Raw genomic sequence first — 14,057 nt, 5'->3', positions numbered from 1 at the left:
CCGCCTTGCCTGACATATCCCACTCCGTGAAGATGCGAAAGACAAGCAGTTTCCATCGCCGGCAAGCTTCACGCCAGATCAAATCGTTCCGGAAGCACTAGTGCCCAACAACCGACGTCTATTACGACACCGCCCTGAACGAAGCGAGTGATGTCTGAACTACGAAAGATTGTACCAAGGCCAACGCCCGTTGCCAAAGATCGAAGGTTTGCCCGAAGGGCCTCAGCGTAAAAACCCTGTTAGCCGCCCTCGGTGAGCTGATCGCTGTAGTCGTCCACCCATTGATGGTACGAACCGTGCAATTCGTCGTGGTCGCCAGAAGCGATTACAAAGTCTCGCATTTCTGGATCATCGGTCGGTAGCGTCCGGAGATGGACTGCGACTTCAAAGCCGGGGAATTGGTCAAGCTTGGAGCAAATGCCAAACAGCATCAGCGAAGCATTGTCGCGAACCAGCTCCCGAACCGCGTCGCGTTGAGCATCGGTCATGGATGCGAAGGCACCACATAGTTCCTGCCGTTCGGCGTGTAGTGGCGATTCATCGCGAAAGGCATTGCCGCCTGAGACCGTCTCTAATGCGGATTCGATTGAACGATCCATTACGCCCACAAGAGTGGCGCCGAGCAGACGTCGGCCATTGTCGACATTGGTTTCGGCGTCCTCGGACAGTCGGACGCCATCTTCATCGAACAGTTCGTCATAGAGCGCGTCGCGTTTGGACATAGGTAGAGAGCGGATAACGGAAGGTTTTTACGACATCGCCCTAAACGAAGCGAGCGACGTCCGAACTACCGGAAATTGTACCAAGGCCTTGGACCGTTGCCAAAGAGCCAAGGTGTGCCGAATGCCAAGCGTAAAAACCATGTTGCACGACCGGTGGAGCGGGGTTCAGGCTACCATTGGCCAAACGATTTCAAGCAATCGGCGGCATGCGTGCTCAGTCTCGACCCAGATCACGCATGCAGCGGTTTCGGTATCGCCGCAGTTTAACAGTGGCACCAGTTCGGCATCGACAGATGCCACGGCAGCCTTCACGCGGTCGCAGAACTCGTAGCCAGTGATGCCGGTAGTTTCGTACACGATTTGCCAAGAGAGGTCGATGTCGCGACCTTCGTACTGTGTGTCACCGCACACAGTCAGGGTGATGGGGTCCCAATCATCGCAGTCCCACATGGAATCTTCGTCTGCGTCGATCAACGCTCGCATGTCAGTTGGAATGTTCCATTCGGGCAACGGTCTGCTCCTATCGGTAGGTCGTACAACGACAGATCATTTGCGACACCGCCCGAAACGGGGCGAGCGATGCCTGAACTACGAGTGATTCTACCAATGCCGGCCCACGTCGCAAAACATCGAAGGTCTGCCGAAGGACACTGCACATCCGCTCACTGTTAGGTGCCGTCTACTCCACAAGAGCGAGGGCATCGGCTGGCTTGTATACCGTTCGGCAGTCAAAGTGATCTGCAAATTTCAGATTGCCATCATGAATTAGGTGGCACAGTGGGCGTTCAGTGAAAAAGTAGTCGCAATACGGTAGCGCTGCCTCTGCGTGTCGAAAGTCGAATAGGTCGTTGGGTTTGTAATTTCGGTTTCGATCCCATCGCAAGGCAGCGTGAAGCCCCGCGCCAATCCGAATTGAAGGAAGCTGATGTTCAATCTTATTGAGTCGAAAAGCTTGGTATATCAGGTTGGCCAGCATTTGCCCGCCTGAATCATCATTCCGCTCTTCAGCACTGAGCGATGTGCCCGTGTCGCGTTCGTAGATATATTGAAACAACCCGGTGAATTCCTTCTTGTACACATCGAGGATGCCTTGCACCTCGGAAAGAAATACACTTTTGAAGGATGAATGCTCGTTAAGATTCGCGAATTTCCCCGCGTTCAGTTCGCCGGAAATATCCAGAAACGGCGATTGTTTCGCGGCAGCTTTGGCGGGGCCCATCACATTCAACATGTCGGTGAGACTGAGCGTCCACATGAAATCTGAAAACGATTTTTGCACCGCCAGGTTGAGGTCATCCGCCATTTCATACATGTCCGGAGTAACGAACCCAAGAACGTATGTGGTTTTGGTCCAGATTAGTTCATCCGGTTCGTGGATTTCGTCGGCGGCCTTGCGAGACGCTTCGACAAAGTGGAAAACTTCCAATTCTATTCGCTGCGACATTGGGATCATGCAGAGTCCCAGCGACAAATCATCGATCAATGTGGCAGTTGCCATCAATGTGGTGGGATCGCTCTGTTTCATAACCTCGAAGTAGATGTCAGCATTCAGCGGGCAGATCAGTGTGCCTTCCGAGACGCGCGTTTCGAGAACGGAGAGCAGTTGCTTCAAGTGCGGACAATCGGATCTCCCAAGGCGGCTGTCGCGTAGCAGGGCCCAGTACTTGGTGTCGAGGTAAAGTTTGGGACGTTCCTTCACTTCGTGCGCGAGGGCAATACGTTTGCGGCGGACGTGGGTGGAAACGTCGATTTCAGGCGATGCGAGATGGTCGCTGACAGAGTGAGACACGTGAATCCATTCTGTAGTTCGAGAATTTTGGCTTGATGTACTGGGACATGAGATTTACCCCGAACGTTCGCGAAGGCGCATATCGGAAGGTTTTTACGACACCACCCTGAACGGAGCGAACGTTGTCTGAACTACGAGTAATTCTACCAAGGCCAGCCCGCGACGCCAAAGCGTGAAGGTGCGACGAAGGAGTCATGAAACGCGATTGTCGCTCCCGACACGACTGCATCTGCAGGTGGCTTGGGACAAAAGATCAAGCATCGGCGTTTTGACGCGTCGATCATCAGTGACCGTGCAACGAGCAATGGTTGAATCGGATTCATGCCCGACGGTTGTCTGGTTGTCCAGATCGGACGACCAAGATCGAACGGGTTGAGACTTCAACGTCCGGGCGCGGATACCGCTAGAAGACGCACAGCCGTCACAAGGACTGCGACGGTCGCTAAGACGATGATGAGACGACGCGATATCCGACTTCCTCCACGGAGCACTTTAGGTGAGCACTCCGGGAGGTTGCCAGACGCGTTCGATTTTTATCAAACCAGTTTGCTAAACGGCTCCCAACAGCTCGATTTCATTCGCCACCGATGACGATGCATCCTCGGCATCGAGTTCCGCCATCGCTTCGTCCACTCCAACTGGCGTGGCTGCTGCGGTCGACGACGATCCATCGAATGACAATGAAACCTTGCTTGCTGGCTCGTCAACGCCGATGACTTCACCGCTGTCGAAGAACTCATCGACTTCATTGCTCAAAAGCTCATTGGGTTCTGAGTTCCCGAACGAAGCTTGCGGTGCGATGAACTCGCCCGAAGCCGTGTTGGTCGACAGCTCCATTCGGTTGAGATGATTGATCACCAGCAACGCATCCAACGCCGTGACGCTCGCGTCGCGATTGACATCAACGAAGCTCCCAACCAAAGGTTCGCCACCAGCATCGTTCAAACGGTTCAGCTCGTTGATCACAACCAACGCGTCCAATGCGGTTGTTTCACCGTCAGCCGATGTGTCCGTTGGCTGCAGAATGTTCGTCGCCGCTCGATTGGTCAACGTGTCGGAACCAGCAGAAGATCGAATCGAGAAGATGCGATCACTGGACAACGGTTCAAAGATGACCGCGTACAACTCGCCGGCTTGCAGATTCGCTGTCGCGACTCCGTTTTGGTAGGCACTGACGGTCAATGTGTCCGCGTCGACGATCCGTACCGTTTCACTCAGGCTGGTCACACTGATTGGAGTGACCGTGACCGTCGTGTCCGTCAACGCTTGAAAGATGATTGCGGTTGGAATGCCATCGCCAGGAATCAAGTGCGGGCGAGCCACAAAAGTCGGCACCAAAATTCGCGTTTCGCGTTCATTGATATCATCGTTCAGAATGATTCCCTCCGCATCCGTTTGCGATATCACCGTGTCATCGCTGGCGTTGCTAAGCACGACCGTGAAGCCTTCGTTCGGCTCCACTTGAGTGTCACCGGAAACGTTCACTGTGATCGTTGCCGTCGAATCACCATCAGCGAATGTCACCGTCCCGGTGGGCAAGGTCCCACCGAAATCGCTCGCGTCTGCGGGATTGTCTCCGTCCCCAACGACCGAATAGTCCACCGTGACAGTGCCGGTCGTGTTTTCAGATCGAGTGACCGTGAAGGTGAATGCAGTGGTTCCCGAATCGCCTTCGACACGCTGGGCATCGTCAGCGGCGATGCTCAACGCAGCAGCAACGGGTGCCGCCAAATCAGATTCGAATGCGCCGATGTCGACACCTGGACCTTGCGGTCGCGAAACGCCTCGTTGATCGGTCGTCAATCCGGCTAGCACTCCCGCATCCAAAGCCGCACTTCCGGCGAGCAAAGGAATTGTTGCTGTTGGGCCGCCAAAGTCGCCCAGTGTTCCAAGCCCTGCGTCAACATCGACGAGGTTATTTCCATCGTCGGTGAAAGATCCCGACAGATTCGAATCTGTCGAAGCGTTGTTCCGCGAAACGATCGAGTTGATCAACGAGAGAGTGCCTGCCTCGACGGAGATGCCTCCACCCAGCGACGCCGTGTTGTCGGCGATTGTGACGCTGGTCAATGCAACGGTTCCACCTTCGCTCAGCACACCGCCACCATCGTTGGATGCCGAGTTCGATGCGATGGTTGAGCTGACAACCGTGACCGCACCGCCATCTCCGTCGGCAAAGATCCCTCCGCCGTCGATCGTGACGTTGTTGGAGATCGTCGAGCGTGTGACGACCAGCGTTCCGGTCGAGCTGTTCCACAAACCACCACCTTCGCTGGCGGCTGTGTTTCCATCAACAAGAACCTCCGTCAGGTCAACAGATCCATCGTCTGAGATGTGAATCGCACCACCGTTTCCTGGCGCGGCCGATCCGCCTGGGCCGGCTACGTTGTCTTCCAGCGATCCACCGATGATCGAAGTGCTCGATCCGCCGATGGCTTCCAAACCGCCACCGGCACGATTGGCGGTGTTACCTGAGACGGTTGTATTGTCGATCGTCGCGGTCCCAGCATTGAAAATGCCGCCACCACTTCCCGATGCACCATCGGCAACGTTGTTTTGAATGGTCGCATCGCTGACGACTAGCGTTCCACCAACGTTGAAGATGCCTCCACCTCCATTGTCCGCGTCATCACCGGATGCTGCATTCCCGTCGATGACCGTCCCATCGACTGTCATTGTTCCGCTTCCGTTCCAAAGTCCACCACCTTCGGAAGCGGCAACGTTTCCATTGACGGTTCCCCCAGTGATTTCAGCTGAGCCGTTTCCGGTGATGTGAAGACCGCCGCCGTTGCCAGGTGCCGCCGTCGCTGGCGAGACACCCACGTTGTTCTGGTTCAATGCAACGTTGAGCAGCGTTGTTGACGAATCAGCTGTTGCTTCGATGCCTCCCCCAGCTCGGTTGGCTCGGTTACCGGAGATCGTTGTTCCGGCGATTTCCACCGAACCACCGAAGTTCAACAGGCCGCCACCGCTGCCCGCCGAACCGCTTGCAACGTTGCCGCTAATCGAACCATTGGTGATCTCGATCGATCCACCATTGTTGAAGACGCCACCACCACCATCGTCGGCTCCATCGCCCAAGGCAGTATTGCCAGTGATCGTGGTGCCGTTGATCGTCATCAATCCGCTGCCGTTCCAAAGGCCGCCACCTTCGAGAGCGGCTGAATTCCCGGTGACTGATCCACCACTGATCGTCAGCTGCCCATCACCACCGACATGGATGCCGCCTCCGTTGCCCGGCGCCGCTACCGCGGGAGAAACACCAGCGGAATTCGATGAAATCGTCGCTCCGGTGATCGTGTTGATGGTGCCACCGGTCACTTCGATCCCACCACCAGCACGGTTGGCAGTGTTGTTTGAGATCGTCGTGTTGCCACTGATGGTGAGCGTTCCTCCATCATTGAGAATCCCACCACCGCTGCCGCTGGCACCATCGGCAACGTTGAATCCGATGACTGCGTCGATCACGTTCAGCGTGCCGCCATCATTGAACAGACCGCCGCCACCGTTGCTCGCGTCATCGCCACTCGCGACGTTCGATGAAATCGCCCCGCCGTTGATCGTCATCGTTCCCGTCGAAGAGTTCCACAACCCTCCGCCTTCGCTGGCTGCTGTGTTGCTACCGAAAATGGCAAAGTTCGAAGTGACGTCGGCTGCTCCGGTCGAGTGCAAACCGCCACCGTTGATTCCAGCGGAGTTGCTCGAAACGTCGGTTCCGAAGTTCAACGTCACCGTGCCATCGATCACTTCGATGCCACCACCAGCACGATTGGCCGTGTTTCCTTCTGATGGAATCGCACCACCGATCTGCGTCGAGCTGATTGTCACCGCGCCGTCGGTGCTGAAGATTGCACCGCCGCTTCCCAACACACCGTCAGCCGCATTGCCACTGATCGTTGCGTTGCTGACGGTCAACGTTCCACCGTTGTTGAAGATCGCTCCGCCACCGTCATCAGCCGCGTCACCTGAGGCCACGTTGCCGGTCAAGATGGTTCCATCGACCGTCATTGTTCCGGTGTTGTTCCAAAGACCGCCACCTTCACGTGCCGCCGAGTTGTCGCGAATCGTTCCGCCAGAAATATCTGCGTTGCCATCACCAGAGATGTGCAGTGCGCCACCGTTACCCGGCGCGGCTGATCCATCCGGTCCGGCTACGTTGAGTTCCATCAGGACATCGGTCAGCGTTGTACTGCTGCCCGCGGTGGCTTCGATCCCGCCACCAGCACGATTTGCAGCGTTGTCGCTGATCTCGCCGCCGGAAACAGTCAACGTTCCTTGGTTCAGGATGCCACCGCCGCTGCCTGACACACCGTCGGCAACGTTTTCAGCAATCGTTGAATCGGTGACATTCAGAGTTCCACCAACATTGAAGAGGCCACCACCTCCGTTGTCAGCATCGTCGCCAGATGCGGTGTTGCCCGTGATCGTCGTACCAGTCACCGTCATCACGCCGGTTCCATTCCACAAACCACCGCCTTCGGAAGCAGCAACGTTGTTGTTCACGGTGCCGCCACTGATCGTGACCGTTCCAGCGCCGGTGACGTGCAAACCGCCTCCGTTGCCAGGGGCAGCCACCGCGGGACTGACACCCACGTTGTTCCCGTCCAAGTTCACGTCGTTTAACAAAGTGGATGATGCATCGGTCGCTTCGATACCGCCACCGGCTCGGTTGGCAACGTTGCCACTGATCGTGGAATCGGTGACCGTCATCGAACCGAGGTTCAGAATCCCGCCTCCACTACCAGACATTCCGTCAGCAATGTTATTGGTGATGGACGTCGAGTCGATCGTCAGCGTGCCACCATCGTTGAAGACTCCGCCACCGCCTTGATCCGCGTCATCGCCGCTGGCCGTGTTCCCATCGACGCTGGCCCCGACAAAGGTCATCGTCCCGGTCGAACTGTTCCAAACACCACCGCCCTCGGCACCAGCCGAGTTTCCGGTGATGGTCGCGTCGATGAAGCTCGCGGTCCACGGGCCGGAGGTGTGTAGTGCACCACCATTGATCCCAGTCGTGTTGCCATCGAATTCAGTTTCAAAGAACGTCGCGTTGCCCGCGTTCTCGACACCGCCGCCGGCGCGAGAAGCGTCGTTGTTCGAGATCGTTCCGCCACGAACCACTAACGTTCCGCCGTTCGCGTTCAGAATCCCGCCACCATTGCCCAGTCCCGCGATCGCAGTGTTCTCGAACACGTCGCTGTCGGTGATTGTGACCGTGCCTCCATCATTGAAGACACCCCCACCACCTTCGCCGGGTTCATCACCACCGCTGACATTGCCGGATATGGTGGTATCCGTGATTGAAACAGTTCCACTTTCGTTGGCGATCCCGCCACCGTTGCCAGATGCCGTGTTACCGGTGATCTGCGCATTCACGACGGTCAGAGTTCCACCGACGGCTTGCAATGTTCCCGCAGCCGCTGGTCCGGTGACTCGATAACCATCCGGTGAACCGTCCCCGTCAACGTCGATGTCTGTGTTCACACCATGCAGTACAATCTCCCGCAATGACATTGGCAGCAAGTTATTGTACTGACGAGCTTGGTCAGCATCGCTCAGATCAAACGTGTAGGTCTCGCTAAAGTCGATCGTGCCGTCTTCGGCCGTGGGAAAGTCATCCAAGTTGAAATCGGCCAACGGTGAATTCCCTTCCAAAGGAACCGGTGCACGTGGGCTGGACAAGTTCAACAGAACGTTGCCGTATCCGGCAAGTCCTTCGCCGACGGTGATGAAGCCGTCGCCGTTGGCATCGTCGCCAGCGTCCGGCGTCCGCGAATCGATCGCGACACCGCCTTCACCGAGGAATGGCCCCGGGATCGTGTCAGTCGAATCCAGGTCCGAAGCGAAACGTCCGTGGATGTGTTGAATGTGAGGTTGGTTGGGCACCAAACCAGATGCATTGATATTGACCGTGATCGACGGATTGTCTGGGTCGGTGGTATCAACCGTCACTGATGCGGTGCCACTCACGCCAGAATCGTTCAGCGCACTCAGGGTTGTCTCAAAGGTTTGCGATGTCGCGTCGACACCGCTGTCATTGAAGATGCCGCCCCCAATCGGTGCGGAGTTGCCGCTCACAGAAGTCCCGTCGACTGTCAGACTGCCAGAAACGCTGTTCCAAAGTCCGCCGCCTTCATTCGCGGCGACGTTGTCCGTGACAGTCCCGCCGGCGATCGTGACGACACCGTCGCCGGAAATGTGCAACGCACCACCATTACCAGGTGCTGCGGATCCACCAGGTCCGGCAACATTTTGGTCCATCGCTACGTCGGTCAACGTCGTCGTGGATGCTGCTGTCACTTCGATAGCACCACCGGCTCGGTTAGCAGTGTTGCTGCTGATTTCACCGCCGGAAACGGTCAACGTTCCTTGGTTTAGGATGCCACCGCCGCTGCCGGACGCACCATCGGCAACGTTACCAGTGATTGTGGTGTCCGTGACAATCAGATTGCCTCCGACGTTGAACAAGCCACCACCACCGTTGTCGGCATCATCGCCCGACGCCGTGTTGCCGGTGATCGTCGTACCGGTCACGGTCATCACGCCGGTTCCATTCCACAAACCACCGCCTTCAGAAGCAGCAACGTTGTTGTTCACGGTGCCGCCACTGATCGTGACCGTTCCAGCACCAGTGACGTGCAAGCCACCGCCGTTGCCAGGTGCTGCCACCGCGGGACTGACACCAACGTTGTTCCCGTCCAAGTTCACGTCGGTTAACGAAGTGGATGATGTGTCAGTTGCTTCGATACCGCCACCGGCTCGGTTGGCAGTGTTCCCTGAGATCTCACTGTCTTGGACCGACGCGATGCCGGCGTTCCAAACTCCACCGCCGCTACCTGCTGCGCCGGATGCGGTGTTGCCGCTGATCTCGCTGTCCGATACCGACAGTGAACCGCTGTTGTGAATCCCGCCACCGCCTTCGGTCGCCTCGTCACCCGTCGCCGTGTTGTTCGTGATCGTCGCGTTTGTGATTGTCACGCTGCCACTGACTGGAGTGATCAATGCAACAGCAACAGGAGCCGTCACGCGGAACGATGTCCCATCGCCAAGATCAACGCCACTTGGAGCAGTCCCCATGGCCGCCGCATCGATTGCATCCGAAATCGCCGTGTCAATCGTTTGCCCATGCAGCACGACTTCGCGAAGGCCAAGCGGTGCCAAATTATTGAACTGGCGTTCTTCGTCCGCGTTGGTCAGGTCGAACGTATAAGTTGTGTCGAGATTGAACTCGGTTCCATTGGGGAACAGAGCCGCCGCGTCGATGTCACCCGATCCCGCCAAAGCGAGGAAGTGCGATAGCGGAGGAACCCCATCGGGTGGATTCGAACCGTTTGGCGCGGCATCCCGCAACTGGGTCGAGGTCAGATTCAAAACAACCGGACCGTACTGCGGACGTCCTTCCAGGAAATCCAAGAAGCCGTCGGCAATCGTTCGTCCGTCGTCATTGGCCAAAGAAGGAGCCACCGAATTGACCGGTGGGAAGCCATTGGCTGTTCCACCAGCACCATCGAAGAACGGACCGTCGCCCTGGCTCAGAATTGGCAAGGTTGCATTGCCAGCGAACTGGCCGTGGATGTGAGCCACATGGATGGCGCCGGGGATGCCGGACAAGTCTTGCAGTCCTTCCGCATCGATCACGACGCGAACGGTGCGAGTGGTTTCCGATGGCGATTGAACGATCACCATGCCGATTCCCGAAACACCGGAACCGTTGAGACTTTCAAAGGTCATCGAGAACATTTGATCTGCCAACGGAGCCGCTTCGTCGTTGTAGACGCCGCCACCGGAGACAGCCGTGTTGCCACTGATCGTGGTCCCATCGACCGTCAACAAACCCGCCGCCGAATTCCAAAGTCCACCGCCTTCGATCGCTTCGTTGTCCGTCACCGAACCGCCGCTGATCGTGACCGAACCATCGCCACCAACATGAATCCCGCCGCCATTGCCCGGCGCCGCAACTGCCGGTGATACTCCCGCCAAGTTGGCCGAGATCAAAGCGTCCGTGATCGTCGTCGTGCTCCCACCAGTCACTTCGATACCGCCACCGGCACGGTTGGCAATGTTGCTGCTGATTTCACCGCCGGAAACGGTCAACGTTCCTTGGTTTAGGATGCCACCGCCGCTGCCGCTCGCACCCTCGGCAACGTTACCAGTGATTGTGGTGTCCGTGACAATCAGATTGCCTCCGACGTTGAACAAGCCACCTCCACCGTTGTCAGCATCATCGCCAGACGCCGAGTTGCCGCTGATTGTGGTACCAGTCACGGTCATCACGCCGGTTCCATTCCACAAACCACCGCCTTCGGAAGCAGCAACGTTGTTGTTCACGGTACCACCACTGATCGTGACCGTTCCGGCACCGGTGACGTGCAAGCCACCGCCGTTGCCAGGTGCAGCCACGGCGGGACTGACGCCTACGTTGTTCCCGTCCAAGTTCACATCGGTCAACGATGTGGACGATGCATCGGTCGCTTCGATACCACCACCGGCGCGGTTGGCGGTGTTTCCTGAGATCTCACTGTCTTGGATCGATGCGATCCCGGCGTTCCAAACCCCACCGCCGCTACCTGCTGCGCCGGATGCGGTGTTGCCGCTGATCTCGCTGTCCGATACCGACAGTGAACCGCTGTTGTGAATCCCGCCACCGCCTTCGGTCGCCTCGTCACCCGTCGCCGTGTTGTTCGTGATCGTCGCGTTTGTGATTGTCACGCTGCCACTGACTGGAGTGATCAATGCAACAGCAACAGGAGCCGTCACGCGGAACGATGTCCCATCGCCAAGATCAACGCCACTTGGAGCAGTCCCCATGGCCGCCGCATCGATTGCATCCGAAATCGCCGTGTCAATCGTTTGCCCATGCAGCACGACTTCGCGAAGGCCAAGCGGTGCCAAATTATTGAACTGGCGTTCTTCGTCCGCGTTGGTCAGGTCGAACGTATAAGTTGTGTCGAGATTGAACTCGGTTCCATTGGGGAACAGAGCCGCCGCGTCGATGTCACCCGATCCCGCCAAAGCGAGGAAGTGCGATAGCGGAGGAACTCCATCGGGTGGATTCGAACCGTTTGGCGCTGCATCCCGCAACTGGGTCGAGGTCAGATTCAAAACAACCGGACCGTACTGCGGACGCCCTTCCAGGAAATCCAAGAAGCCGTCGGCAATCGTTCGTCCGTCGTCATTGGCCAAAGAAGGGGCCACCGAATTGACAGGTGGGAAGCCATTGGCTGTTCCACCAGCACCATCGAAGAAGGGACCGTCGCCCTGGCTCAGAATTGGCAAGGTTGCATTGCCAGCGAACTGGCCGTGGATGTGAGCCACATGAATCGCGCCGGGAATGCCGGATAAGTCTTGCAGTCCTTCCGCATCGATCACGACGCGAACGGTGCGAGTGGATTCCGATGGCGATTGAACGATCACCATGCCGGTTCCCGAAACGCCGGAGCCGTTGAGACTTTCAAAGGTCATCGAGAACATTTGATCTGCCAACGGAGGCGCTTCGTCGTTGTAGACGCCGCCACCGGCGACCGCCGTGTTGCCACTGATCGTGGTCCCATCGACCGTCAGCGAACCCGCGGCCGAATTCCAAAGTCCACCGCCTTCGATCGCTTCGTTGTCCGTCACCGAACCGCCGGTGATCGTGACCGAACCATCGCCACCAACATGAATCCCGCCGCCATTGCCCGGCGCCGCAACTGCCGGTGATACTCCCGCCAAGTTGGACGAGATCAAAGCGTCCGTGATCGTCGTCGTGCTCCCACCAGTCACTTCAATACCGCCACCGGCGCGGTTAGCAGTGTTGTTTGTGATGTTCGTGTTCCCACTGATGGTGAGCGTTCCTCCCTCATTGAGAATCCCACCGCCGCTTCCGCTGGCACCGTCGGCAACGTTGAATCCAACGACTGCATCGATCACGTTCAGTGTGCCGCCGTCATTGAACAGACCGCCGCCACCGTTGCTGGCGTCATCGCCACTGGCGACGTTCGATGAAATCGCCCCGCCGTTGATCGTCATCGTGCCGGTCGACGAGTTCCACAACCCTCCGCCTTCGCTGGCCGCAGTGTTGCTGCCGAAAATGGCCAGGTTCGAAGTGACGTCGGCTGCTCCGGTCGAGTGCAAACCGCCACCGTTAATGCCAGCGAAGTTGTTCGAAACATCGGTTCCGAAGTTCAAAGTCACCGTGCCATCAATGACTTCGATGCCACCGCCGGCGCGATTCGCTGTGTTGCCTTCCGAAGCAATCGAACCACCGATCTGACTCAGGTTGATCGTCACGGCTCCGTCGGTGCTGAAGATTCCACCACCGCTACCGAGCGTTCCGTCCGCCGCGTTGCCACTGATGATCGCATTGCTGACTGTCAGCGTACCGCCGTTGTTGAAGATCGCACCACCACCGTCGTCCGCCGCATCACCCGAGGCAATGTTGCCGGTCAAAATCGTTCCATCAACCGTCATCGCACCGGTGTTGTTCCACAGACCACCACCTTCACGAGCAGCCATGTTGTCACGGATCGTGCCACCAGAGATGTCAGCGTTGCCATCACCCGAAATGTGAAGTGCACCACCGTTACCCGGCGCGGCAGATCCATCCGGTCCGGCTACGTTGAGTTCCATCAAGACATCGGTCAGCGTTGTGCTGCTACCAGCGGTGGCTTCGATCCCGCCACCGGCCCTGTTTGCTGTGTTGTCACTGACTTCGCCACCCGAAACGGTCAGCGTTCCTAAGTTCAGGATGCCGCCACCGCTGCCCGAAGCACCGTTTGCAATGTTGCCTGAAATCGTTGAATCGGTGATCGTCACGTTCCCGCCATCAATGGCCAGAGCACCGCCACCCATGTCAGCGTCATCACCAGTCGCCGTGTTGCCCGTCAGCGTGACATCGGTCAGAGATAGAGACTGGCCCGATCCGACGTAAATTGCACCACCCGATTCCGCCACGCCATCTTGCAGCGTCAAACCGGAAACGTCGACGCTCACCGCATCACCAACGGACGCATTGATGGCAAAAATCCGCGACGCATTGTCGCCACTGATGATTTGGTCAGATGAATCGCCCAAGGCAATTTGAAGCGATTCCGTGATTTCCAGTTCGCTCCCCAAAACAATCGTGCTCAGACCATCGGCGAAGGTAATGCTGTCGATTGCGGTGGCGGCTGGTTCGCCTGCCACGGTGTCTGAATTGACGGCCGCATTGCTGTTCGAGGCCTGGATCGCCTCGCGCAGGCTGATCATGCCATCCTCGGCGACCACGTCCAAAGCAGTGTCGACAACGTAGGCCGCTAGAACACGACGCTCCTCGAGGCGCTCGCCGATCAATCGATTCAGAGTTGCACGGCGTGATTTCGTTCGGCGCCCTGTTCTTTTTCGAGAATCCCCAGTTTCTTTATATTCTTGAGGAGCGTTAGGGTGATCAACTGGTTGATTATCGAGCAAGCGGGCAGAACGAAAGCCGAACATACTGGTCTCCGGTGAGTCAAAAAATGGGGAAGGCGGGCAATAAACAGTCACCCAGATCGCGCAATCCCCCGCGTTTAACCGAGTGAGACGCACAA

General features: G+C 57.4%; 4 protein-coding genes. All 4 read right to left on the bottom strand.

The genetic code is table 11. From position 1 onward, the window contains the following. Positions 1 to 239: 239 nt before the first annotated feature. A complete protein-coding gene (locus CEE69_RS23700) occupies positions 240 to 722 on the bottom strand; it encodes a hypothetical protein (RefSeq protein ID WP_099263070.1) in 483 nt (160 codons plus the stop codon). Between the two features lie 165 nt (positions 723 to 887). After that, the gene (locus CEE69_RS32155) at positions 888 to 1,232 is read right to left on the bottom strand and encodes a hypothetical protein (protein WP_143549321.1); all 345 of its coding nucleotides are present in this window, start codon (positions 1,230 to 1,232) and stop codon (positions 888 to 890) included. A gap of 169 nt (positions 1,233 to 1,401) precedes the next feature. Then, on the bottom strand, positions 1,402 to 2,511 hold the full coding sequence (locus tag CEE69_RS23690) for a hypothetical protein (RefSeq protein WP_099263068.1): 1,110 nt from the start codon (positions 2,509 to 2,511) through the stop codon (positions 1,402 to 1,404). Positions 2,512 to 3,060: 549 nt separating this feature from the next. Continuing rightward, entirely contained in the window at positions 3,061 to 13,962 is a 10,902-nt protein-coding gene (locus CEE69_RS33340) for a choice-of-anchor Q domain-containing protein (protein WP_233215565.1), read from the bottom strand. Positions 13,963 to 14,057: the final 95 nt, after the last annotated feature.

Source organism: Rhodopirellula bahusiensis (assembly GCF_002727185.1).
Lineage (GTDB): Bacteria > Planctomycetota > Planctomycetia > Pirellulales > Pirellulaceae > Rhodopirellula > Rhodopirellula bahusiensis.
Note: the sequence above shows the minus strand (reverse complement) of the source record. Positions and strands in the feature narration are given on the sequence as shown.